Below are 24,011 nucleotides of genomic sequence, written 5' to 3' on the forward strand. Positions count from 1 at the left end.
AACAAGGGCACAGATAATTAAGGTTTTAGTATGAGGTGCCTATGCAACCCGAAACGTCTTCTGATCAGGCGTTAGTTGAAAAAGTACAGCAGGGTGACAAGCGGGCTTTCGATCTGTTGGTCCTCAAATATCAATATAAAGTCATTGGGTTAATTGGACGTTATGTTCAAGACAGAAGCGAAGCATTAGATGTTGCGCAAGAAAGTTTTATCAAAGCCTATCGAGCGATAGGTAGCTTTCGCGGAGAGAGCGCTTTTTATACCTGGCTATATCGTATTGCTGTTAATACGGCCAAAAACTATTTAGTCAGCCGCTCACGTCGACCACCAGAGTCAGATGTGGAGCTTGATAACGAAGATGTTTTTAGTGTCTATGAATCTTTGACTGACATTGCGACGCCTGAAGCACAGTTAAATCGTGACCGGCTTGAAGCCGCAATTAATCAGGCGATTAAAGAGTTACCTGAAGAGTTGCGCAGCGCATTAACCTTGCGTGAATTTGATGGCTTAAGTTACGAAGATATTTCTTTAATTATGGAATGCCCTGTTGGGACAGTCCGGTCACGAATTTTTCGAGCTCGAGAAGCGATAGAAAAGCATATACATCCATTAATGGGTGCAGGAGAGTAATCATGGCTGCTTTAAACGATCAACCCCTAGATAAACGTTCTAGTTTGTCTGCGATGTTTGATGGCGAAGCGACTGATAAAGATGTGGAATGCTTGTTAAGTACCGATAGCGGTGAACTAAGTCGCCAGCTAGAAAGTTTCCACCTAATACAGCAAACACTGCATAAAGATTCAAAAGTAGCGGTAGCTCTAGAAGACAGTTTGGTCTTGGGCGTTCGTGCGCAAATTGACGCAGAAGATTTGGCTACTGGTAACAAGCTCATTCCTTTTGTCTTGCCGACTACAAAGGTTGATGTGAAAGCATCTCGTCCTGCTTGGAAAGTTATGTTTTCGAGTATGGCTGTTGCTGCGAGTGTTACTTTTGTGATTATTTTTGGTGGTAATGCGTTGTTAACACCAGATACAGGAAACCTTAATTTAACAGCCAATGTTAAGTCACCAGTAACGACTAATACGGTTACATCATTGGCGGAATTGAATAAAGAAGGGCTGCAGCTAGATAATATTCGATTGCAAAACTATCTGCGTCAGCATGCCGAGCAAGCATCAATGACGGTTGGGCAGGGCATGATTCCTATGGCTCGTGTCGTCAGTTATCCAGTGAAAGAGTAATTTATGGCATTGTTTCTACCATTACGTGCTTGTGTTATTGCGCTAATTCTTGTCGTTGCTGGTAATGTTGTTGCGAGCAGTTCGACACCAGAAGCACTGCAATTGCTACGTAATATGACCCAGTCATTTTCTACTTTAAGTTATGACGGCGTGTTTATTCATTCTGAATCTGTGCATATGAACAGTATGCGTGTTCGTCATGATTCAATGGGTGGCGTCGAGTATGAAAGCTTGGTGGATTTGGATGGCGATAAAATAGAAGTGTTACGTATTGGCGACAAAATTATTTGTGTTTATCCAAATGAATTAGTGGCGAATATGCAAACACCATTTAAACCGCCGTTTAAACGTTTCAAAGAGGTTGAAAGCGACCGCTTAATGAAAGGTTATGAGATGGTTGTGAATTCTCACAGTCATCGTGTAGCTGGGCGCGATGCAATCGTTATAAAACTTATCCCAAAAGACGCTTATCGTTATGGTCATGAATTTTGGTTGGATAAAGAAAACCACTTTTTATTAAAACATGACATGATTCGAACAGACGGTAAGTTGCTTGAGCGCATACAATTCACCTCTGTTAATTTTTCTCCTGACTTGAAACGTGCTGATTTTGTCCCCAAAAAAGGGAGTTATCAGGAACCTATTATTGAATCTCAGCCAAGACGAATTAAAAACTTATGGCAATTTGATTGGCTTCCAGAGGGTTTCTCTCTTGTTTGGCCAGAAGCCCGCTCTTTGAATCACGGCACCAGTATGCTGTTGTTATCGGATGGAATGGCAACTGTGTCTGTCTTTGTTGAGCCAACATTACAAGCCAAAGCTATGTCTATGTTGAGTATGGGGGCAACTATCGCAGGAGAGCGTAGTTTTAAAGTAGACGATCAATTCTACTTGCTAACCATGGTAGGTGAAGTGCCTGAAACGACTATAGAGAAATTGATGGCTGTATTGATGCCAAGGCTCTAATGCTATTAAGGTAACAAAATGATTGAAGAAACAGGCAGAGTATTATCGATTGAAGACGGCTTTGCTGATGTAGAAACTATACGTACAAGCAGCTGTACTTCTTGTCGCGCTCGTCATGGGTGCGGTCATCATGCGATTGCGCAAGTTTCTTCTGCTAATCGTATGCGAATGCGAGCGATTGATCCTTTCTCTGTAGAAGTTGGGCAGAAAGTCGTTATTGGCATTCCTGAAGATACCTTATTGCAAGCTTCCGTCTGGATGTACATGATTCCACTATTGGGTTTAGTTGGTGGTGCTGTTCTCCCATCGTTGTGGGGAGGCGGATCTGGTATCGCAGTGATTATATCTATTATTGGTTTTGCTGGTGGTTTATTACTGGCACGAAATAAGTCTAAACAAGAAATGAATAATTTAGATTATTACCCAAAAATTCTAAGAATTGAGACCACGCAAGATAGTCAAAGACCTCTGGTATTTACATCTTAAATCTCGAATCGACTTCACCTGGCACTGTAATCAACTTGGTACATCTAAGGAGACCAATTAATGAACAGACTGCTTAAAAAAATGAGCATGCTTGCTATTAGTAGTTTTATGATGGCTTCAATGCTTTCTCATGCGGCTGAATTTCCTGACTTTACAGAGTTAGTAGATAAAGCCTCTCCCGCTGTTGTGAATATCAGTACGGAACAAACGATTACCACAAAAGCATCCAATAAAGGTGGTCAGCAACTAGGGCCAAACAGTGAAGAACTTAATGAGTTTTTCAAACACTTTTTTGGTCAGCAGCCTTTTAGCCAGCCAGCACCTGATCAAGGGCAGGGGCAGCAACGTAACTCATTGGGATCAGGTTTTATTATTTCCCATGATGGTTATGTGTTGACTAATAATCATGTTATTGCAGAAGCAGATGTGATTCATGTACGTTTAAGTGATCGTCGTGAATATATCGCAACATTGGTTGGCACGGACCCTAGAACGGATTTGGCTTTGTTGAAAATTGATGCTGAAGATTTACCTATTGTTAAAATGGGTGAGTCAGATAAATTAAAACCGGGTCAATGGGTATTGGCAATCGGTTCGCCATTTGGCTTTGATTACACTGTGACGGCTGGCATTGTCAGCGCGACAGGACGAAATTTACCTTCTGATAGCTATGTGCCGTTTATTCAAACTGACGTAGCAATTAATCCGGGTAACTCTGGTGGGCCTTTGTTTAATCTAGACGGTGAAGTTGTCGGTATTAACTCACAAATCTACACTCGTTCAGGTGGATTTATGGGCGTATCTTTTGCGATTCCTTCTAAAGTTGCCATGTCAGTTGTGGATCAATTGAAACAAGACGGCAAAGTCTCCAGAGCTTGGTTGGGCGTTTTAATTCAAGACGTAGACAATGAGCTTGCTGAATCCTTTGGTTTAGATCGTCCAAGTGGTGCGCTAATTAGTCGAGTGTTACCCGATTCTCCTGCAGAAAAAGCGGGTTTGAAATCAGGCGATATCATTATGGAATTTAATGGTGAGGGCATCGAACATTCAGGTGAGCTACCGTATGTTGTTGGACAGCTTAAAGCTGGTGAAAAAGTTGAGTCGAAAGTCTATCGTGACGGAAAAGAACAAACCATTTCTGTGATGTTAGAATCAAGACCAAATGACCCTAAAGTATTGGCTCAAGCTCAGCAGGACCAAAATCGTTTAGGCATGATAGTCGGTGAAATACCCGCTGAAATGGCGAAGCGTTTTGATATTGAAAGCGGTGTTGTGATCGAACAAATTATTGGCGGTACGGCGGCTCGTAATGGTCTTCAACAAGGCGATGTGATTACCATGTTAAATGGTAAGCGTATTGAAGGTATTGCTGATTTTACGGCCATTGCCAAAGACATTCCTAGTGGCCGTTCTGTGCCGATGCGAGTGATTAGACAAGGTTATCCAATGTTTATTCCGTTTAAGATCATGGAGTAAGTCCATTCCAGAACAGGACAAACATAGAAGATAAAAAGGCGATCCAATTGGATCGCCTTTTTGCATTTTTAAAGTCAGATCCTAAAGTAGGGCGACGTTTAATGAGAGTTTAAAGTGCTTTAGAGAATATCTTCGAGTTACGCTGATAGTTATAAAGTGCTTGTTTCTTGCTTGGTAAGCTGTTCAATGTTGTTTCACTGAAACCACGTTCAATAAACCAGTGTGCCGTTCTTGTTGTTAACAAGAATAGGGTCGACAGGTTTAATACCTTTGCAGCTTGTTCTATGCCTTTCAATAAGCGTTCACCGCGGTTTGAGCCACGGTAATCTGGAGAAACGGCTAAGCAAGCAAGCTCGCCTGAATGCTCTTGTTCAAAAGGATAAAGCGCTGCACAAGCGACAATGGCGCCATCTCGCTCGATGACGATAAAGCGGTCGACTTCGTTTTCAAGCAATTCCCGCGATCGCCTTACTAAGACACCTTTTTCTTCTAATGGTGTTAATAGCGCCATCATCCCGCCAACATCGTCGATATTAGCAGGGCGAAGTTGCTCATAGCTGTCTTCGTCTATCATGGTGCCAGAGCCTTCACGAGAGAAGAGTTCTCTCAATAGACCACCGTTTTCATTATAAGAAATTAAATGTGCTCTTGGTACGCCTTGGCGGACAGCTTGAACGCAAGCGTCCAATGCAGCGTGTGTGATGGTAGAGAGTTTTTTCTCTTTTAAAATAACGTCTGCATCTTTGGTTAATAATTCAGAATAAAGCTCACCATCACTTTTAAATATTCCTTCCTCTTCTGAATAAATAACCAGTTTGTCTGCTTTTAATTGAATGGCAGCTTGAAGTGCCACTTCTTCACTTTTTAGATTAAAAACTTCACCGGTTGGAGAAAAGCCAAGGTGAGGAAGCAAAACCATGTTGTCGTCTTCAAGAAGACGAAAAATGGCCTCTGAGTCGATGCGACGTACTTCGCCTGTATGGCCGTAATCAATGCCATCCACAACGCCTAATGGTCTTGCGATGACATAATTGCCACTACATACTTTTAAACGAGCACCATCCATCGGTGTGTTTGAAAGTCCCATAGAAAGTTGCGCTTCAAGCTGTACTCGAACAGCGGCAGATGCCTGAATAATATCCAGCAACTGATCTTGTGGCGTGACGCGATAATCGTCTTCTACTCGACTAGGTAAGCGTCGATTCGATAAAATACGGCCGATCTGCGGACGTGCGCCTTGAACTAAAACTAAGCGAATGCCTAGTGAATCAAGCAAGGCAAGGTCGTGAATGATGCTTGAAAAGTGAGCGCATTCGATGGCCTCACCGGGAATCAAGATAACAAAGGTTTTTCCCCTATGAGCATTGATATAGGGTGAAGAATGGCGGAACCAGTCTACATAATTGAGTTCGTCAGGCACGCTGATCCTCGTCTTTTATTCGTTTGTTTGAAGGCAAAAGCGCTCGATTAAACCGCGTATTACCTCTTGCATAGGCTGAATTTGGTTCAGCGCCATAAATTCATTTGGCTGGTGGGCTTGGTCGATAGAACCCGGCCCTAATATTAAGGTTTCCATTCCCATTTGATTTAGAAAAGGGCCTTCTGTTGCAAATGCTACTGTACTGGCTTTGCGTTTGGTTAATGTTTCACACGCTTTTATGATATCCGATTCGATGGGAGTATAAAAAGACGGAATATCAGGAAATAAACTACTAAGTTGTATTGTGGTTCCTGTTTTTTCTTCGATGCTGGGTAATAATTGGGCAATTTCTGCCATTAAGGCTTGATTGCTCATTCCAGGTAAAGCTCTTAAATCAAACTCTAATTCACAGCGCCCACAAATTCGGTTTGGGTTGTCACCTCCATGAATACAACCAAAGTTCATGGTTGGGTAATCAATGACGAAATTGGCGTCACTATACTGGTTTTTAAGTTGTGTGCGAAACGTCATGAGTTCTGACATGACGGAATGCATCGCATCCATTGCATTGTTGCCTAACGCTGGGTTAGAAGAATGACCTGATTGTCCCGTCACTTTAATGCGTTCCATCATGATGCCTTTGTGAGCATGAATTGGCGTCAATGATGTTGGTTCACCAATTAAGGCATACCTTGCTTTTAATGAGCCTTGTTCTGCTAGGGCGCGCGCACCGGACATAGAGCTTTCTTCGTCTGCGGTGGCAAGAATAATAAGCGGCTGCTTTAGATTAGAAAGCTGCATTTTTTGAACAGTATCGATGACAATAGCAAAGAAGCCTTTCATATCACAGCTGCCAAGGCCGTAAAGTTTCTGATCTCTTTCTTCTAAACTGAATGGGTTCGATTTCCAGCGATCTTCGTCATAAGGAACGGTATCTGTATGCCCAGAAAGTACTAAGCCACCATCGCCGCTGCCAAGGGTCGCAATCAAGTTAAATTTAGTCGGTTGGTCTGGTAATGGCATGACTTCACACTGGAAGCCTTGAGAGCTTAACCAACCTTCAAGTAATTGGATTACGCCTTTATTTGACTGATCCCAATGCGCTTGACTACAACTAATAGAGGGTGAGGCGATCAGCTGCGTCATCATACTAATGAGAGATGGAATTGCAGGCATAAGAATGCTCCTTGAATCCGAATAAGGTCATGCCTAATATTACTACTGTAAGTAAGGCATCTGATACACTTGCTCTAACAATATTTTTCTTTGTTGCTTATTCAACAATAAAGGTTTTAGAGGTTTGTATATTATGGCAATTGAGCTAGAGCTTAAATTAATGCTCCATTCTAAGTATCTTAAGTCTGCCAGTGATTTTCTTGATGGAATTTGTTCTTTGTCTGAGACAGATGATCAATCCCGTCAGCCAACGCTGTCTTTAATGAATGCGTATTTTGATACAGAAACGTCGACTTTAATGCAGGGCGGAATGGCGTTACGTATTCGCGCAGTGAATGGCGCTTTTATACAAACTGTTAAGACTCGCGGTAGTAACCGTATTGGTATGCATGCTCGTGGAGAATGGGAATGGTTTTTACCTAATGAGCAATTGGATTTGTCTTTGCTAAAAGATGTCCCATTGCCTGAGTCCTTGCAGGATATGTCATGGCGTTCTGAACTTATCGAAGTGTATCGTACTGATTTTGAAAGACAGGTTTGGAATGTCGAGTCTCAAGACACAAAAATAGAGGCAGTTTGCGACAAAGGATTAGTCACATCGCCTTACGGTGAAGATTCGATTTGTGAATTAGAGCTGGAATTAAAAAGTGGTGATGAAGCCGGCTTATATGATTTTGCTTTGCAATTGGCCGAACATGTACCTGTTCAAGTCAGTGTTGTATCAAAAGCACAGAAAGGCGTTCGATTGAAATATGGTCGAATCGAGTTGCCGGATGAGCCTGTTAATTTATCAAATGAAGCAGAGCTGGCTGCGTATTGGTATGAGGTGTGGCTAGTGCACTGGGAGGCGATGCACTTTATGGAAGACGAAGTTTTGATACAACCTATTCGGCATTCTATGTATCAACTAAAAACTTATTTACCAAATGAGTTGGTGCAGGCGTTAGAAGGTTTAGATAACGATTTTGATCAGTGTTTGATGGAAGACGAAGCGTTAATATTAAGCAAGCTGGCTGAAATGAAGCAAACTGGCTTAGTCATGCTCAAAATTGGGCAATGGCTAAATAAACAAAAAACCTAAGTTGTTGTCGTATTTTTATAAGAAAAAATGCAGAAAAGGAAGGAACGTTGACGCCATCTAATTTAAATCCAAGTTACGCCTCTTTTTGTGAGCAATCTAGTTCACGATCTTTATTGTTAGAGCAGATTCAAGAGGCTCGGGAACGGCATGCTTTAGTTGAGTTAAGCTGTGAGCAAATAGAAATATTAGAGCCGCTTTGGATCTTGAGTGATTACTTACATCAACAATTGGTGCGTTTTCCTCGCTGGCTTGATGACCTTCTTATATTAGAGAATTTACCAGAGAAACCATCTCAAGAAGCATTGATCGCAGGTGAAGGTTTTTTTTCTAATGACGCCAAAGACTGTTCTCCAGAAGCTTCGTTAGTATTCGATGAAGCCGCTTTTATTAAGCGTCTGCGCTTATATCGACAATGGTGGATGGTACGTTTAATTGCTTTGGATATTCAGCATAGATTGTCATTAGCGGAACTGACGAGCCGTCTCAGTGGTTTGGCCGATGCTTGTGTTAACGCCAGCCTACGATGGTCAGAACAGCATTACCTAAATCTATACGGGCAGGCATTAGATAGCCAAGGTGTGCCTCAATCTATGATTGTAATCGGCATGGGTAAATTAGGTGGTAATGAACTGAACTTATCGTCGGATATTGATTTAATTTTTGCGTTTCGTGAACACGGCGATACGCAAGGCGGTAAAAAAAGTCTATCTCATCAAGAATACTTTACTAAGCTCGGGCAAAAGCTGATTCAACACTTGGATCAAGTGACCGCGGATGGTTTTGTGTTCAGAGTAGATATGCGTTTGCGTCCTTTTGGTCAATCTGGCGCACTTGTTCTGAACATGGATTCTTTAGAAAACTATTACCAAGATCAAGGCCGAGATTGGGAAAGGTATGCCATGATCAAAGCCAGGGTCATGTCTGGCAGTGAAGTAGATATTCGTGAATTTGAAGCCTTACGTAAGCCATTTGTCTACCGAAAATATCTCGACTTTGGTGCCATAGGCGCATTACGCGATTTGAAGCAAATGATCGCCAAAGAAGTTCGCCGTAAAGGTATAGAACATAACATCAAACTTGGCGAAGGTGGTATTCGTGAAGTTGAGTTTATTGCTCAAGCGCTGCAAATATTGCACGGTGGTCGAGATCAAAGCCTACAAACACCTGCTTTACTCAAAGTATTGCCCTACCTTGCGCAGCAAGATTATCTTTCCTTTACAGAAGTGGAAGAACTGCGTGATGCGTATTTATTATTAAGACGAACAGAGCATGCTCTGCAAGCAGTTAATGACGAGCAAACTCAACTTTTGCCTGAAGATGATAGGGCGCGTCAGCGTATTGCTTTAATTGTTGGTTTTGCTTCTTGGGACGAGTTGAATAGTCGTTTATGGGAAGTGCGTAAAAACGTTCATCGTCATTTTATTTCACTCATTGATGATGGCGAAGAAAGCAGTGAAGAGGTTAAAAATCAAGAAGCATGGCGTTTGTTAATTAAGAACCCAGAAGATGAAAGCGCCATAATAGACGCCATTGAATCCATCAAATGGCAAGATCAAGAGGCAGCAGTTAAACGAATTACTCAGTTATTGGGTTCTCGTACTGTGGTCTTTATGCAACCGATTGGGCATGAAAGGTTAGCTGTATTTTTAGCAGCATTCATGCCAAAACTGAATGATGAGAAGAGCCCTGATTTAGTACTAGAACGTGTTTTCCCTATATTAGAAGCGGTGCTGCGTCGCACGGCGTACTTGGTTCTGTTGTGCGAAAACCAAACTGCAATGACACACCTTATTCGCTTGTGTCGAGAAAGCGTCTGGTTCACTGAAGCGATTTCTACAACACCTGCTTTGTTAGACGAATTATTGGACGCGAGTACATTGTTTTGCCCGCCAGACAAAGCGATGCTAACAGAAGAGTTAAAGCAAATTTTATTGCGTTTACCAGAAGATGATGAAGAAGCGCAAATGGATGCCATGCGCCAATTTAGGCGTTCTATTATTTTACGAATCGCCGCTTGTGATATCACAGAAATACTGCCGATTATGAAAGTGAGTGATCACTTAACTTGGTTGGCCGAAGTGCTACTAGATCAAGTTTTACAGCAATCTTGGTTTTATTTAACGAAGAAACATGGCTTTCCAGTCAGTCAAGGAGAAGTGGCTTATACACCTCAGCTGGCTATTATTGGCTATGGTAAATCGGGTGGTTGGGAACTAGGGTACGACTCTGATTTGGATCTGGTTTTTATTCATGGTGCACAATCAACAGGCTACACAGATGGTGGTCGTAGTATTGATAATCTCACTTTTTATACTCGCCTTGGTCAGCGCCTAATTCATATGATTACCAGCTTTACTGCGGCAGGTCGCTTGTATGAAGTCGATATGCGTCTGCGACCTTCTGGTAATTCTGGCTTGCTGGTATCGACATTGGATGCGTTCCGAGACTATCAACAAAAAGAAGCCTGGGTTTGGGAGCATCAAGCTTTAACTCGTGCGCGTGGTTTAGCGGGTGAACCTACCTTGTTGGCGCAATTTGAAGCTTGCCGTAAAGATATTATTTCTTCAGTTCGAGATCATGATCAACTAAAAGCTGATGTCATTAAAATGCGGGAAAAAATGCGAGCTCATTTGGATACTGGCGGTAAAGAAAAAGGCTTTGATTTGAAGCAAGGCGCTGGTGGTATTATTGATATCGAATTTATGGTGCAGTATTTGGTGCTGGCTTGGTCTCATAAATACCCAGAACTAATGCGTTTTTCTGATAATGTGCGTCAATTAGAAGCGGCTGCATTAGTGGAATTATTAGATAAAGAAAAAGCCGAGAAAATGATTGAGACTTACACCTTGTATCGAGCACGAGCACACAGACTAAACCTACAGCAGCAAGGTCGAGTGATTCAAGATGATGCTTTTATTAATAATCAAAGCTTAATGAGTCAATATTGGGCGTCTTTCGTTAATAGCGATAATATTTAAGAAAATTTTACTTAGTCGCTGTTTTAGTGATATCGATTGTATGAAGATGTTTATGATGCCACTTATTTATGTTGTAAAAAGGTGGTCGTAAATTAATCAAATCGAAGCTATACTGTTTTTATTGATGCATTTTTAAGCGGTAAGTATTGTAAATTACTTAATTGAGCTTATCTATCATTTTGAATTTATAGGAGGAAAAATGCCTGATGTAAACGGTCTAAGTGGTCCAGGAATGGATTATGCGAGCGAAGTATACAAGGCGAGCTTGGCAAAATCTGCTCAACAGCAAGAAGGTCAGCAAGACCTTGAGCTATTGGCGCGAGCTGTAGAAAGTATTACTCCAGCAGCAAGCAGTGGTTCTCATGCCACCACAGATAACCTTGGACAGAATATCAACATTAACGTTTGATAGCTATTTTACAGTACGCTTAAGAGCGCATAAAAGTATTTCAAAAAAGCCTCACAATGCCAGTTCATTGTGAGGCTTTTTTATATTTAAAGCGTTTTTACTAATGATTATTTGGAAGTTCCATATTAACTTCATTTTCATCAATCGCCGCTTCAAAGGCTTTCAGTCGTTTGTAGATGGAAAGTAGCTCAACAATTGTTGTCCAAGAGTTAATTAAGTATTGGAATGAGTTTTCAACCTGATTAAATGCGTTCATCACTCGTTGCATTACACCTAACGTAAAAGCACCAGCAATAATAGAAGGCGCCAATACAATCAATGGAACAAACTGACCGACGTTTAAATAGCCATAACGTACAATATTGAAATATAGGTAATTTGCATAAAGGCGGAAATAGTTTTTACGGACATTGTCAAAGAGTTCATTTAGTGTGATTGGGTTAGCTCGATCTGCGTGATCTTCTCCGTACACAAGCTCTTTTCGATAAGCGGCTTCGACACGTTGGTTTTTAAATTCTAGTCCTGGTAATTTAATGCCGGCTAAAGCCAGTAATGCCGTACCGAAAATAGACCAGATAATGGCGACAAAAACCAAAGCTTGCGGTACTTCACCAATGAATGGCAACTCTTTAACATAGCCAGAAAGCCCCCACAAAATAGGTAAAAAAGCGATTAGAGTCATTAAGGATCTAAGCAAGCTAACACCTAAACCTTCAACAATGGATGCAAAGCGCATAGTGTCCTCTTGGATACGCTGAGACGCCCCTTCAATGTGACGAACTTTATTCCATTTTGATGTGTAATAACTTGTCATAGCAGTACGCCATCGGAAAACATAATGGCTGATAAAGAAGTTGCTTAATACAGACACTGTGATAGCTACTAGGATAATAACCGCTACGGTTGATAGTTCTGCGTAATAGTCTGTTAGTGGGATGCTATTTGGTTCTCCTAGCGCCTTTTGAATAAGGTCATAGAAAGTGCCATACCACTCGTTAAGCATGACGCTAACTTGTACTTGAAACCAGGTGATAAAAACAATTAAAGCAGAACCTAAAACAGACCATTTAGCCCATTTTTGACCGCCATAAGCAATCCAAGCGCCAACGAAAATAGCGTAGCAAGCGAACATATATTGGTAGAGCCAGATATCTAACGCTGTACTTTGTGCTCCTTGGAAAGCGGCTTGAGCAGTAGCATCAGCACCTTCGGTTAATGCTTCTGGAAAATACACACCAAATAAAGAGCCAAGGCTTAAGTTGGGGCCAAAATCTTGGATAACTAAATACCACCCAAGAACACAGGCAAGTGCCCATAAAGCAAAGCTGATAAAAAAGAGCTTAGGGTTGGGAAAGAAAGATTGAAACACAGTTTAGTTTCTCTATATCGGTGAGTGATGCATAAGCCATTGATTTACACGAGGATATATAATGGCGCTTTATAGAAGCTTAAACCAGTCATTCGATAAGCACAATCGAGCAACTTCTAAGAAATCTGTAAAAAAGACGATACTTTTAGCTGAATTCGTTTTTTAGAGTCGTGAATACAAAAAAAATCGAGCCTGGGCCCGATTTTTGATAGATAGTTTGCTTTATTGTCTTAAATTGAACGTTAGGCTGCTTTTGCGTCAGCTACGGCTTTAACAATGGCTTTTTCTAGGCGAGTAAGGCCTTCAGTGATTTCTTCTTTTGTAATGATTAAAGATGGCGCCAAACGTAAAACATTAGGCCCAGCTACTAATACAAACAAACCTTCCTCTGCAGCGGCAGTGATAAAAGTTCCTGCTTTACCTGCAAGAGAGTCAATCACTTCAGCACCAATCAAAAGACCCATACCGCGAATGTCTTTAAACACATGGTGCTTTTCATTTATGGCTTCTAGACCTGCAACAAAAATATCATGACGCTCTTTTACGCCAGCAAGTACCTCTGGTGTATCAATAATATCAATTACCGCTTCAGCAATAGCACAAGCCATTGGGTTGCCGCCGTAAGTGCTGCCATGAGTACCAAAGGCTAAGCTTTTTGCTGCTTTTTCAGTTGCTAGCATTGCACCAACTGGAAAACCGTTGCCAAGTGCTTTAGCGGTTGTTAACACGTCAGGTGTTACACCTAACTGTTCATACGCAAAAAAAGTACCGGTGCGACCAACACCAGATTGAACTTCATCATAAACAAGTAGTGCGTTGTACTGGTCGCACAATTCACGAACTTGTTGTGCAAACTCTTTGTCTGCCGGAATGATTCCGCCTTCACCTTGGATTGGCTCCATAACAACTGCACAGGTTTTGTCACTGATGATGGCTTTTAATTGTTCAATATTATTGTAATCACAGTGTTGAATGCCACCTGGTGTTGGCTCAAAACCTTCTTTGTATTTCGCTTGTCCACCCACAGAAACGGTAAACAAAGTTCGACCGTGGAAGGATTTATTAAATGCAATGATTTCGTGTTTTTCTGGACCAAAATGATCAAACGCGTAACGACGAGCCAATTTGAATGCCGCTTCATTGGCTTCGGCACCGCTGTTCGCAAAAAAGACGCGATCAGCGAATGTTTTCTCAGTTAATTTTTTGGCTAAGCGTAATGCTGGCTCGTTGGTCATGATGTTAGCCAAATGCCAAAGTTGACCAGCTTGCTCGCGCATCACATTGACCAGAGTTGGATGGGAATGACCTAATGCAGTAACAGCAATGCCGCCTGCAAAATCGATGTATTCTTTGCCTTCTTTGTCCCATACGCGAGAGCCTTCGCCACGCACTGGAATGATTGCAGAAGGTGCGTAGTTAGGAACCATGACTTCATCAAAGGTTGCTCTCGTTACTTGTTGTGTCACTTTTCTATCCATCCTAAAAAAAGACCTCTTAAAAAATAGGTGGCCGAGATAACGACCACCCTTGGATTTATATCAGATTTCTTAACTCACGAATAGCGACAGTTACCATGGCCAGTGTTAATTCACTTTCGGCTTTTATTTCACCAAAAGTGGTTCGGTAATGGTTAATGTTGTCGCTGTTTGATTCACGCCAATAGTTCAGGCGCTCTTCGAGTTTTTTGATATCAACACTGGATTGAATCACTTCCTGAGTAAGTGTACGTAAACTATTGTCGACTTCATCGCCTAGGCCTGCTTTCGCACGCCTTTGCCACATATCGTCTGCAGATAGCTCGTTGGCTTTATGACGCAACCAATGAAGCTCAAGATCCATTTCAAGTGCAAAGTAGGTTTGAGCAACATCCAATACTTCTGTGTCCGTATTGGCAGAGACTCGAATAATATCCAACCCATAAAATAGATAATGAAGAGACGATAGACTTTCAGAAATTTCAACTGGAATGTCTTTCTCAACTAGGTTGGCGGCAATGTCAGCTAAATGCGCTTGGCTAGGTTCAGTCAAGATGGCTTGCATGTTTGCACGGATAATATCGACACCAGGCTTGTAGGTTTCTTTCAAACGCTGGATCGATAGGCTTTCACGAGTATTGCGCAATAGCCAAAGCGTTGTGCGCTCAAGAAGACCTTGAATGCGTATTAACAACTCGTTTAGTACCGTGTTAGAGACAGTGAAATCTAGTTGATTAATCGAATGCCAAAGCGCTGGAATACCAAAGATTTCTTCTGCTGCCATATACGCTCGCACGACATTCAAAGAAGAGGCACCCGTTTCATCTTGCATGTAAGTCGTGAAGGTGGGCCCCATGCGATTGCCAAGATTATTTGTCACATGGCCGGCAATAATTTCCTGAATCAATGGATGTGACGACATTTGGTTGTCAAAACGTTTGGTCAACTGAGTTGGGAAATACTCATTAATTTGAGTCGTCAAGTCCGCATCTTCGCCAATCCCATCTAGAACAAGTTGTTCAGATAATTTTATTTTCGAGTACGCCAACAAAACAGAAATTTCAGGTCGAGTTAAACCAAGACCTTTGTTTAAACGCTGTTTTATCTGCGTGTCATTTGGTAAAAATTCGATTTCACGATTCAGACGGCCTTCGCGTACAAGCGATTGAATTAGGCGCCAGTGATCCGCTAAGCGCTCTGGGGCTTGTGCATTGGCTAACGACAATACATGGCTTTGTCCAAGATTATGGCGCAATACTAAACTGCCTACTTCATCCGTCATTTCGGCCAACAAACTATTACGTTGCTTCTCGGTCATATCGCCGTTTTCAACAACACTGTTAAGCAAAATTTTAATGTTTACTTCATGATCTGAGCTGTCTACGCCAGCGGAGTTATCGATCGCGTCTGTGCTGATTAAACCACCGTTTTGAGCGAATTCAATACGGCCTAGCTGAGTGAGACCCAAGTTGCCGCCTTCACCAACAATTTGGCAACGTAATTCTTTGCCGTTTACACGTAAACCGTTATTTGCATTATCGCCTGCATCAGCATGTGATTCTTTTTCAGACTTCACATAAGTACCAATACCACCGTTCCAAAGAAGATCGACCGGTGCTTTTAAAATCGCATTGATCAAATCAATAGGTGCCATCGATTTAATGTTGCCTTCGATGCCCAATGCTTTGCGAATGTCGGCATTAATCGGAATGGACTTCGCAGAGCGATTAAAAATACCGCCGCCTTTTGAAATCAGTTCCTTGTTGTAATCTTCCCAAGACGAACGAGGCAATTTAAACATGCGCTCTCGTTCAGCGAACGAGGTTGCTGCGTCAGGTGTTGGATCAATGAAGATATGCATATGGTTAAAGGCTGCCACTAGACGGGTATGCTTCGAAAGCAACATACCATTGCCAAATACATCGCCCGCCATGTCGCCGATACCAACGGTTGTGAAATCAGTGGTTTGACAATTAATGCCGATTTCTTGGAATTGGCGTTTAACCGATTCCCAAGCGCCGCGTGCCGTGATGCCCATTTTTTTATGGTCGTAACCATTTGAACCGCCAGAGGCGAAGGCGTCACCTAACCAGAAACCGTATTCCGCCGAAATGCTGTTCGCTAAATCCGAGAAAGTAGCCGTTCCTTTATCTGCTGCAACAACCAAATATGGGTCGTCTTCGTCATAGCGAATGACAGATGTTGGAGCGATTACTTCGTTTTGAACTAGGTTGTCAGTAATGTCTAGCAAGCCGCTGATGAAAGTGGTGTAGCAATGAATGACTTCGGCTTGTACTTCTTCACGGGAAGCATTTTTCTTAAGTTGTTTTGCAACGAAACCACCTTTTGCGCCAGACGGAACAATAACGGCGTTTTTCACCATTTGCGCTTTCACCAAACCAAGTACTTCAGTACGGAAATCCTCCATACGATCAGACCAGCGAAGCCCGCCACGGGCGACCTTGCCGCCACGCATGTGAACGCCTTCTACCCAAGGCGCGTAGACGAATATCTCAAATTTAGGTCGAGGTAAAGGCACTGCAGGAATAAGGGACGGATCCAATTTAAAGGATACGTAATCTTTGATGTCGCCTGTTTCGCTCGCTTGATAAAAGTTCGTACGCAGCATCGCTTGAATCACTGATAAGTAGTGTTTCAAAATGCGGTCTTCGTCTAAATGAGCGACTTGATCTAACTCTAGATCAATTTTTTCAAGCAGTTTTTGTATTTTTTCATCGCGTTTAACGGTTTGGCTAGGGTCGAAGCGTTGTTCGAATAGCTGTACAAGTAAACGAGTAATGTTGGTGTTTTTCTCCAGTGTTTGTTGCATATACTGGCCAGAGAAAGGCACTTGAAGCTGCATTAGATATTTTGTTAATGCGCGCAACATGGTGATTTGACGCCAAGTCAACGACGCGTTTAAAACCAAAGCATTGAAATTATCATTTTCAACACGGCGGCTGAATACTTGGTTGAAGGCGTCTTGGAAAGCTTCTCGTTGAGCATTTTTTTCAAGATTTACATCGTCATCAACACTGATGGCGAATTCAACAACCCAAGTGTTGGCTTTGCCATCGCCGTTTTGATCAAATTCATACGGACGAGCTTCTAATACTCTTAATCCCATGCACTCCAGAATCGGTAACACATCCGATAAAATAAGCGTGGTACCAGCGCCATAGACTTTAAAATAGTAGTTGTTCTTTGCTTGCCCCACTTGGCGATAAATATGTGTCGAAATATCACCTTCGCCAGCAAGTAAACTTAAGCGTTCGATATCAATAACAGCGGCGTTTGGTGAGAAATCTTCTTGGTACGCTGCTGGCAAATACGGCATGTAGTCATTGAAAAGGAGGTTTCCGTTCTCTTCGCCATGACTCTTATGTAGTGCACTTAATAGCTTGTCTTCCCATGAGCTCATTGCATCCTGCATCTTGCGCTGAATGTCTTCTGCATCGACGGTTGGGCTTTGTTTTGGGTCCGCAATTTGGATTGTAAAGTTAACGCGAGCCAATACTAGCTGAGAAAACTGCACATTGAATTCAGAGCTAGTGCCATTGCACGCTGTCATTAAGATGTCTTCCATCTTCATGCGTAACTCTGTGTTGTAGCGATCTCTTGGAACGTAAACTAATGCGTTTAAGAAGCGACCATAAATGTCTTTACGCAGGAATACACGCAATTGTCGACGCTCTTGGATGGCTAGGATGCTTTCAATTGTGCTGAAAAGCTCTTCCACAGGCGCTTGCAGCATTTCATCACGAGGGTAGCTGTTTAATATATGCTTTAGATTTTTCCCCTTGTGACTGTTTGGGTCTACATTGGCTTGTTCTAGGATGATGTTAAGTTTTTTACGGAGTAACGGAATGTCTTGTAGGCGAGCAATATAAGCCGTAGACGAGTACAAACCAAAGAAACGCCATTCACCAATGACCTTGCCTTTTTTGTCGAAGCGTTTGATGCCTAAGTAATCAAGATGGACAGGGCGATGAACCGTGGAAATGGCCGTTGATTTTGTCAAAATCAAAATATTACTGCTGTCGACGGCTAATTTCGCAAGGTTGTCTTGTAGAACAATGTCTCGCTTTACTTTTTTGTCATTGATGTCTCGGAAAGTGCCAAGACCAGAGCCTTCAACGAGTTTAAGGTGTGTTTCTTTCCCTTCAATAGCAAGGTCGTAGGCGCGGAAACCAATAAAGGTAAAGTGGTCGTTTGCGATCCAGTGTATGAAATCAAGGATTTCTTGATGTTCTTCATTGCCTTTTAAGTGCTCCAGTTGCTCAGATTCGCTAATAATTTCACTTAGCTTTGACTTCATTGTTGGCCAATCAGCTACTGTTTTATTTACGTCTGTTAAGCTTTTAAGTAGCTCTTCTTTAATTTCATCTAATAAGTTGATATCAGACAGGCGATTTATTTCAAATCGCATTAAGGCTTCGTGGGATTTTGCTGCCGGATTAATGTTTTGCAGCTCACCTTTTTTATTACGTTCGACTGGTATAACAGGATGAGCGGTCATATGGATGGTATGGCCAAGACGAACAAGTGCCATATTGAAAGATGACACAAGAAAAGGTGTGTCTTCAGTCAGGATTTCGATCACAGTATGAGTTGATTGCCAGCTGTGTTCTTCAAAGTTCGGATTGTAAACACGAACTTTTGGCTGGTTTGGCTTACGTTGCTGTAAAAAATCCCACAGGCACACAATGGTGCCGTATAAGTTTTCTATCGACTCGCTGGCTAAATCTTCCGTCAGGGCATCCTGGAAATATAAGTGAGTAAGTTGAATCAAATTTATAGCTTCTACAGCGTTAAAATTATCGTTTATTTCTACTTCAATACGCTCAATCAATTCATTTTTTCTGTAATCAGTCATTAGAACTCATACCTCATGAATGGTGTTCTTAATAAAACTAGTCGTAAAGGCAATTTTCCGAAAGTATTTAATATGAACTCTGCATAAGATTATTATGAAAAAAATGCATCTTTGATAGTTGATAACTTATCTAATTGCGACATATTGTTTTCATGAATGGTTGATCAGAGTAAAAAAAACTTGTTTCATACGAAAAAAACCTTTGTTATCCATTTTAAACGAAATAAACTTCTTTTTTGCCTATAGTTCGCAGGATAATATTTTGTACAAGAGTGAATTCGCATCAAGAGAAATCATGCAGGCTAGTAAAAAGCCTCAAAAATACGGTTTTTTGCTTTTACCTAATTATTCTATGTTAGGTTTTTCTTCTGCCATAGAGACATTGCATATGGCGAATTGGGTAACAGGAAAAGAGCTTTATTCCTTCTGTACTATTAGTGGTGATGAAAGGGAGATCCTTTCTAACACAGGGCTTACAACAGTATCAGATTATCTTACTAGTGAGGCTCCTACCGATTTAGATGCCATTTTTGTTTGTGGTGCCTCTCCAGTGTCAAAAAACGAAAATAAAACTTTAGAAAATTGGTTAAGAAAACAAGCGAAAAAACATGTTGGGTTAGGTGGATTGTGTACTGGCAGTTATTTACTGGCTAAATCTGGACTGTTGGATGGTTATCGAGCCACGATACATTGGTGGAGTATTACCAATTTACGTGATGAATTTCCTCAGACGATTGTTTCTAATCATTTGTTTGAGGTGGATCGTGATCGCTACACCTGCAGCGGTGGTACTGCTGCGATGGATATGATGCTTTTTTTGGTTGGTAAACAGCATGGTATGACATTAGCCAGCAGCATATCGGAGCAGTTTGTCTGTGAACGTATTCGTACTCATGATGATTCTCAAAGGATTCCTCTGCAGGCACGTATTGGTGTCGGTCAGCCAAAACTTGTTGAAGCTGTGCAATTGATGGAAGCCAATATTCAGGAGCCTTTATCTACCGATGATATTGCTTACCACGTCGGTGTTTCTAGGCGGCATTTAGAGCGTTTATTTAAAAGTAATTTGGATATTGTGCCTTCGCGTTATTATTTAGAGCTGCGATTGCAGCATGCGAAGAAACTACTGACACAAACAGATAAGGCTATTACAAGTGTTGGAAGTGAGTGCGGATTTGGTTCTGCGCCCCATTTTAGTACCACTTATAAAGGTTTTTTTGGGATTACTCCTAGAGATGAGCGGAATAAAACTCACAATAAAGCTTCAATTCCATTACAAAGTGATAGGAAAAAAAGGCAACTTTGGAAAAAATAATTTAAACTAGCTGCTAGATTATTTTTGGCGTGATTTTTGTATTCTGTCTTTAGATGGTTTGAGCTGGATCGTTCTTATGAGTGATTAGAGCCATTAAACATTGTGTTAAAAATAATAGGCTCATAATAAAAGAAGGTAAAAAAGCATGTCGAAAACCCCAGCGTTAGAGCTCATTAATATCCATAAAACATTTGGCGATGTTGAGGTGCTGAAAGGTATTTCCATGAAAGCTTATGATGGGGATGTTATTTCGATTCTTGGCTCTAGTGGTTCAGGCAAAAGTACCTTCTTACGTTGTATTAACTTGCTTGAGAACCCGACTCAAGGAGAGATACTTTTTAATGGCAATAAATTAGATTTGATACAGGGTGAGTCTGACCTTGTTGCGAATAACATGAAGCAGCTTACTCAAATGCGCCAGCAAATTGGGTTCGTATTTCAAAGCTTCAACTTATGGCCGCACATGACTATTCTCCAAAATGTGATGGAAGGTCCTCTTAATGTGTTAAAACGACCTAAGCAGGAAGTTCTTGAATACGCTGAGCATTTACTACATAAAGTAGGCATTGCAGAGAAAAAGCATATGTACCCTAATCAGTTATCAGGTGGTCAGCAGCAACGTGTTGCTATCGCTAGAACTTTAGCGATGGATCCACAGGTTATTTTGTTTGATGAGCCAACTTCCGCTCTTGATCCAGAATTGGTTGGTGAAGTGTTGGGTGTGATGCGTAATCTGGCAGAAGAAGGGCGTACTATGCTCATCGTAACTCATGAGATGAACTTTGCTCGTGAAGTTTCCAGTGAAGTTGTGTTCTTGCATAAAGGTGTTGTTGAAGAAAAAGGCACACCGGATCAAGTTTTTGGTTCGCCAAAATCTGAACGTTGCAAAGCGTTTTTATCAAGTACATTTTAGGCCAAAGTAATAAAAGCAATTCTGACTTTAGTCATAAAAAAGTAATGACAAATAATTTAATAATCAAAAAGGTGTTTTTATGAAACTTAAAAAAATCGTATTAGGCTCAGCTCTTTTGTTGTCAGCTGCTGTTTCCTCTATATCTGTTCAAGCTGCTGATAAGGTTCGTTTTGTAACAGAAGGCGCTTGGGCACCATTTAACTTTATTGACTCTGCAGGCATGGCACAAGGTTTTGATGTCGATATCGCTCGTGCATTGTGTTCACGTATGGAAGCGGATTGTGAAATCCTAGTTCAAGATTGGGATGGCCTTATTCCTGGTTTGAAAGTTCGTAAATTCGATGCCATCATCGCCTCTATGTCTATCACTGAAGATCGTTTGAAAGTGGTTGATTTCACTAACAAATATTACTCTGGCGGCTTGCGCTTCATGGGTCGTGTTGGTGAAAAACTTGATTTAAGTGATTTGGATGGCAAAACCATTGGAGCACAGCGTTCAACATTGGGTGCGCAGTACTTAGAAGACAACTTTACAGGTAAAGCAGATCTGAAATTCTATGATAACCAAGATAATGTTTATTTAGATCTTCTTTCTGGTCGTTTAGACATCGTTTTATCTGATGAGCTACCAACGTATAACTGGTTGAAAACTGCAGAAGGCGCGTCTAAGTTTGAGTTCAAAGGTAACTCTTTCATGAAGAACGACGAAATCGGTATTGCTGTTCGTAAAGGCGATACTAAGTTAAAAGAAAAATTGAACAAAGCGCTTGATGAATTGATTGCTGATGGTACTTATCAGAAAATTAATGCTCGTTATTTCCCTTTCTCTATCTACTAAGCCTATCGTTATTAGACTTACAGTAGAGCGTTCTATAAGTTTCTCGGTGTTTTATACACCGAGAAACCTTTTTTCAGCTTACTCCGAGAAAATACTATGATTGATCTTCATGGATTCGGTGATCAGCTTCTACAAGGTGCTGTTGTTACCCTAGAGCTAGCGCTGTGTTCTCTATTGGTAGGACTGGTGTTGGGGTTGCTTGGCGCGTCTGCCAAGTTGTCTTCTATCTCCGTCATACGATGGATTGCTCATGGTTACACTACGTTAATTCGTGGTATTCCTGAGCTTTTAACCGTTCTTATTATTTATTTTGGCGCAACCAGTGTTTTGATGGCGATTGCCAGTTTGTTTGGTTATGAAGAATACATCGAAGTTGGCGCTTTTGCTGCTGGTGTTACTGCGCTTGGTTTGACTTTTGGGGCTTACGCAACAGAAGTTTTTCGTGGTGCGCTTCAGTCTATTCCTAAAGGTCAGCACGAAGCGGCTGTTGCTTTAGGAATGGGTACTGTTCGTAAGTTTTATCGTATTATTTTGCCGCAAGTTTGGCGTATTGCCTTACCTGGGCTTGGAAATTTATTTCTCGTATTACTGAAAGATACGGCATTAGTTTCTGTCGTTGGCTTGGATGATATTATGCGCAAAGCCAATATTGCGGTTAGCAGTACGAAAGAAGCATTTTTGTTTTATTTAGTTGCAGCGTTTATGTATTTGGCTTTAACCATTGTCTCTATGGTGCTGGTTTCTTATATGGAAAAACGAGCAAGCCGCGGCTTAGCAAGGGGATAATGAATGGATTTTTCAGTTGTTGTTGAATATTTCCCTCGCTTGCTAAGTGGTGCTTGGGTAAGCCTTCAGTTGGTTTTTTTATCGGTTGTATTGGGTGGCGCGTTTGCTTTGCCTATTGCCTTGGCAAGAATTTCGCCTGTTGCCTGGATTAGAGCGATTCCCTTTACGTACATCTTTTTCTTTCGTGGAACCCCTTTACTCGTTCAGATATTTTTAGTCTATTACGGGGCATCACAATTCGATGCGGTGCGAGAAAGTATATTTTGGCCAATACTCAAAGAGCCTTTTTGGTGTGCAATAATTGCCTTTACGTTAAATACATCGGCTTATACTGCTGAGATCTTCCGTGGTGCGATTCAAGCTATTCCCGAAGGGGAGGTGGAAGCATGTAAAGTGGTTGGTATGTCAAAGGCGCAGATGTATCGTCGTGTCTTGTTACCCCGTGCTTTTGGTATTGTGCTTCCTGCCTACGGTAATGAAATTATCTTGATGCTAAAGGGGAGTGCATTGGCAAGTACGATTACTATTTTAGATCTAACGGGAATGGCGAGAACCATCATTGCTCGAACCTATACGCCGATTGAAATTTTTCTAGCGGCAGGCGGGATCTATTTAGCGATTAGTATTGTGGTTATTGCTTTGTTCCGACAAATAGAGCTACGCCAGAATCGTTACTTAGGAACCCTGTCTATTAAGGTGCCAGATAAAGGTTGATTTTTCGTTGATGAAATAAAAAAAGAGGCCCGGCCTCTTTTTTTATTTTTGATCGTATGAAATTTTATCTAGTTAGATGGCTTCTGGGCCAGTTTCGCCCGTACGAATACGAATGATTTGCTCAAGAGCAGTAACGAAAATTTTACCGTCACCAATTTTACCTGTGTTTGCACTGTGTTGTATTGCTTCAATAGCTCGCTCTACTTGGTCCGTTTCTACTGCAAGCTCAAGTTTTACTTTAGGTAGAAAATCAACCACATATTCAGCACCGCGATAAAGCTCAGTATGGCCTCGTTGACGACCAAATCCTTTTACTTCAGTTACAGTAATACCATTAATCCCCATATCAGAAAGTGCTTCGCGAACTTCGTCTAATTTGAAGGGCTTAATAATGGCCGTAATTAATTTCATTTCTTTTCTCCTAGGAATAACACTTGTTTAGCTTAAAAATACCACTCTCTTGGTAAAGTCGCCACAAACCTGATCATAATGA

At 41.5% G+C, this 24,011-nt stretch carries 19 protein-coding genes; 13 read left to right on the plus strand and 6 right to left on the minus strand.

Features of this window, described 5'->3' with window-relative positions; all coding sequences use genetic code 11:
• The first annotated feature begins 41 nt into the window (after positions 1-41).
• From rpoE to MUS1_RS08975, 5 genes are read left to right on the plus strand one after another with little or no spacing between them, the layout of a single operon-like run.
• Complete coding sequence (gene rpoE / locus MUS1_RS08955) at positions 42-629, plus strand: RNA polymerase sigma factor RpoE (RefSeq protein ID WP_036161551.1); 588 nt, start codon at positions 42-44, stop codon at positions 627-629.
• Between the two features lie 2 nt (positions 630-631).
• Positions 632-1,240 (plus strand): sigma-E factor negative regulatory protein, encoded by a 609-nt coding sequence (locus MUS1_RS08960; RefSeq protein WP_036161555.1) that lies wholly within the window; start codon positions 632-634, stop codon positions 1,238-1,240.
• Between the two features lie 3 nt (positions 1,241-1,243).
• Positions 1,244-2,206, plus strand: coding sequence for a MucB/RseB C-terminal domain-containing protein (locus MUS1_RS08965; protein WP_036161558.1), 963 nt, complete (start codon positions 1,244-1,246; stop codon positions 2,204-2,206).
• A gap of 18 nt (positions 2,207-2,224) precedes the next feature.
• Positions 2,225-2,692, plus strand: a complete 468-nt coding sequence (locus tag MUS1_RS08970) for a SoxR reducing system RseC family protein (RefSeq protein WP_036161561.1) — start codon at positions 2,225-2,227, stop codon at positions 2,690-2,692.
• Positions 2,693-2,752: 60 nt separating this feature from the next.
• On the plus strand, positions 2,753-4,168 hold the full coding sequence (locus MUS1_RS08975; protein ID WP_036161563.1) for a DegQ family serine endoprotease: 1,416 nt from the start codon (positions 2,753-2,755) through the stop codon (positions 4,166-4,168).
• Positions 4,169-4,277: 109 nt separating this feature from the next.
• Here the strand turns inward: MUS1_RS08975 and argA are convergent, their stop codons facing one another.
• Both argA and argE read right to left on the minus strand, forming a co-directional pair.
• Positions 4,278-5,588, minus strand: coding sequence for an amino-acid N-acetyltransferase (argA, locus tag MUS1_RS08980; protein ID WP_036161566.1), 1,311 nt, complete (start codon positions 5,586-5,588; stop codon positions 4,278-4,280).
• 15 nt (positions 5,589-5,603) lie between these two features.
• Positions 5,604-6,764 carry an acetylornithine deacetylase gene (gene argE / locus MUS1_RS08985; RefSeq protein WP_036161569.1) on the minus strand — a complete coding sequence of 387 codons (1,161 nt, stop codon included), beginning with the start codon at positions 6,762-6,764 and terminating at the stop codon, positions 5,604-5,606.
• Positions 6,765-6,897: 133 nt separating this feature from the next.
• Here argE and MUS1_RS08990 point away from each other — a divergent pair, with 133 nt between their 5' ends.
• The 3 genes from MUS1_RS08990 (at position 6,898) to MUS1_RS09000 (ending at position 11,232) form a co-directional block, all read left to right on the plus strand.
• Complete coding sequence (locus MUS1_RS08990) at positions 6,898-7,845, plus strand: CYTH domain-containing protein (protein WP_036161570.1); 948 nt, start codon at positions 6,898-6,900, stop codon at positions 7,843-7,845.
• Between the two features lie 47 nt (positions 7,846-7,892).
• Positions 7,893-10,823, plus strand: coding sequence for a bifunctional [glutamate--ammonia ligase]-adenylyl-L-tyrosine phosphorylase/[glutamate--ammonia-ligase] adenylyltransferase (gene glnE, locus MUS1_RS08995; RefSeq protein ID WP_036161573.1), 2,931 nt, complete (start codon positions 7,893-7,895; stop codon positions 10,821-10,823).
• 199 nt (positions 10,824-11,022) lie between these two features.
• Positions 11,023-11,232, plus strand: a complete 210-nt coding sequence (locus MUS1_RS09000; RefSeq protein ID WP_036161576.1) for a hypothetical protein — start codon at positions 11,023-11,025, stop codon at positions 11,230-11,232.
• Positions 11,233-11,332: 100 nt separating this feature from the next.
• On the opposite strand, the gene sbmA is transcribed toward MUS1_RS09000, so the two are convergent.
• From sbmA to MUS1_RS09015, 3 genes are all read right to left on the minus strand, one after another.
• Positions 11,333-12,601 carry a peptide antibiotic transporter SbmA gene (gene sbmA / locus MUS1_RS09005; protein WP_036161578.1) on the minus strand — a complete coding sequence of 423 codons (1,269 nt, stop codon included), beginning with the start codon at positions 12,599-12,601 and terminating at the stop codon, positions 11,333-11,335.
• Between the two features lie 242 nt (positions 12,602-12,843).
• Positions 12,844-14,079: an aspartate aminotransferase family protein gene (locus MUS1_RS09010; RefSeq protein WP_036161581.1), complete on the minus strand. Its 1,236-nt coding sequence runs from the start codon at positions 14,077-14,079 to the stop codon at positions 12,844-12,846.
• A gap of 55 nt (positions 14,080-14,134) precedes the next feature.
• Positions 14,135-18,952, minus strand: a complete 4,818-nt coding sequence (locus MUS1_RS09015) for an NAD-glutamate dehydrogenase (RefSeq protein WP_036161584.1) — start codon at positions 18,950-18,952, stop codon at positions 14,135-14,137.
• A 295-nt stretch (positions 18,953-19,247) separates the two neighbouring features.
• Between MUS1_RS09015 and MUS1_RS09020 the strand changes: the two genes are divergently transcribed.
• From MUS1_RS09020 to MUS1_RS09040, 5 genes are all read left to right on the plus strand, one after another.
• Positions 19,248-20,267: a GlxA family transcriptional regulator gene (locus MUS1_RS09020; RefSeq protein WP_036161586.1), complete on the plus strand. Its 1,020-nt coding sequence runs from the start codon at positions 19,248-19,250 to the stop codon at positions 20,265-20,267.
• A gap of 145 nt (positions 20,268-20,412) precedes the next feature.
• On the plus strand, positions 20,413-21,180 hold the full coding sequence (locus MUS1_RS09025) for an ABC transporter ATP-binding protein (RefSeq protein WP_036161588.1): 768 nt from the start codon (positions 20,413-20,415) through the stop codon (positions 21,178-21,180).
• 79 nt (positions 21,181-21,259) lie between these two features.
• Positions 21,260-22,018, plus strand: a complete 759-nt coding sequence (locus MUS1_RS09030) for a transporter substrate-binding domain-containing protein (RefSeq protein WP_036161591.1) — start codon at positions 21,260-21,262, stop codon at positions 22,016-22,018.
• Between the two features lie 96 nt (positions 22,019-22,114).
• A complete protein-coding gene (locus MUS1_RS09035) occupies positions 22,115-22,804 on the plus strand; it encodes an ABC transporter permease (protein WP_036161594.1) in 690 nt (229 codons plus the stop codon).
• A gap of 3 nt (positions 22,805-22,807) precedes the next feature.
• Positions 22,808-23,518 (plus strand): ABC transporter permease, encoded by a 711-nt coding sequence (locus MUS1_RS09040; protein WP_036161597.1) that lies wholly within the window; start codon positions 22,808-22,810, stop codon positions 23,516-23,518.
• Positions 23,519-23,590: 72 nt separating this feature from the next.
• On the opposite strand, the gene MUS1_RS09045 is transcribed toward MUS1_RS09040, so the two are convergent.
• A complete protein-coding gene (locus MUS1_RS09045) occupies positions 23,591-23,929 on the minus strand; it encodes a P-II family nitrogen regulator (RefSeq protein WP_036161599.1) in 339 nt (112 codons plus the stop codon).
• Positions 23,930-24,011: the final 82 nt, after the last annotated feature.

The sequence above is a fragment of the Marinomonas ushuaiensis DSM 15871 genome (genome assembly GCF_000521805.1).
In the GTDB taxonomy this organism is placed as follows: domain Bacteria; phylum Pseudomonadota; class Gammaproteobacteria; order Pseudomonadales; family Marinomonadaceae; genus Marinomonas; species Marinomonas ushuaiensis.

Excerpts from the sequence above, each read along its gene's own strand:
- rpoE (WP_036161551.1), top strand. The coding sequence starts at position 42 with ATGCAACCCGAAACGTCTTCTGATCAGGCGTTAGTTGAAAAAGTACAG.
- MUS1_RS08960 (WP_036161555.1), top strand. The coding sequence starts at position 632 with ATGGCTGCTTTAAACGATCAACCCCTAGATAAACGTTCTAGTTTGTCT.
- MUS1_RS08965 (WP_036161558.1), top strand. The coding sequence starts at position 1,244 with ATGGCATTGTTTCTACCATTACGTGCTTGTGTTATTGCGCTAATTCTT.
- MUS1_RS08970 (WP_036161561.1), top strand. The coding sequence starts at position 2,225 with ATGATTGAAGAAACAGGCAGAGTATTATCGATTGAAGACGGCTTTGCT.
- MUS1_RS08975 (WP_036161563.1), top strand. The coding sequence starts at position 2,753 with ATGAACAGACTGCTTAAAAAAATGAGCATGCTTGCTATTAGTAGTTTT.
- argE (WP_036161569.1), bottom strand. The coding sequence starts at position 6,764 with ATGCCTGCAATTCCATCTCTCATTAGTATGATGACGCAGCTGATCGCC.
- MUS1_RS08990 (WP_036161570.1), top strand. The coding sequence starts at position 6,898 with ATGGCAATTGAGCTAGAGCTTAAATTAATGCTCCATTCTAAGTATCTT.
- MUS1_RS09000 (WP_036161576.1), top strand. The coding sequence starts at position 11,023 with ATGCCTGATGTAAACGGTCTAAGTGGTCCAGGAATGGATTATGCGAGC.
- MUS1_RS09010 (WP_036161581.1), bottom strand. The coding sequence starts at position 14,079 with ATGGATAGAAAAGTGACACAACAAGTAACGAGAGCAACCTTTGATGAA.
- MUS1_RS09015 (WP_036161584.1), bottom strand. The coding sequence starts at position 18,952 with ATGACTGATTACAGAAAAAATGAATTGATTGAGCGTATTGAAGTAGAA.
- MUS1_RS09020 (WP_036161586.1), top strand. The coding sequence starts at position 19,248 with ATGCAGGCTAGTAAAAAGCCTCAAAAATACGGTTTTTTGCTTTTACCT.
- MUS1_RS09025 (WP_036161588.1), top strand. The coding sequence starts at position 20,413 with ATGTCGAAAACCCCAGCGTTAGAGCTCATTAATATCCATAAAACATTT.
- MUS1_RS09030 (WP_036161591.1), top strand. The coding sequence starts at position 21,260 with ATGAAACTTAAAAAAATCGTATTAGGCTCAGCTCTTTTGTTGTCAGCT.
- MUS1_RS09035 (WP_036161594.1), top strand. The coding sequence starts at position 22,115 with ATGATTGATCTTCATGGATTCGGTGATCAGCTTCTACAAGGTGCTGTT.
- MUS1_RS09040 (WP_036161597.1), top strand. The coding sequence starts at position 22,808 with ATGGATTTTTCAGTTGTTGTTGAATATTTCCCTCGCTTGCTAAGTGGT.
- MUS1_RS09045 (WP_036161599.1), bottom strand. The coding sequence starts at position 23,929 with ATGAAATTAATTACGGCCATTATTAAGCCCTTCAAATTAGACGAAGTT.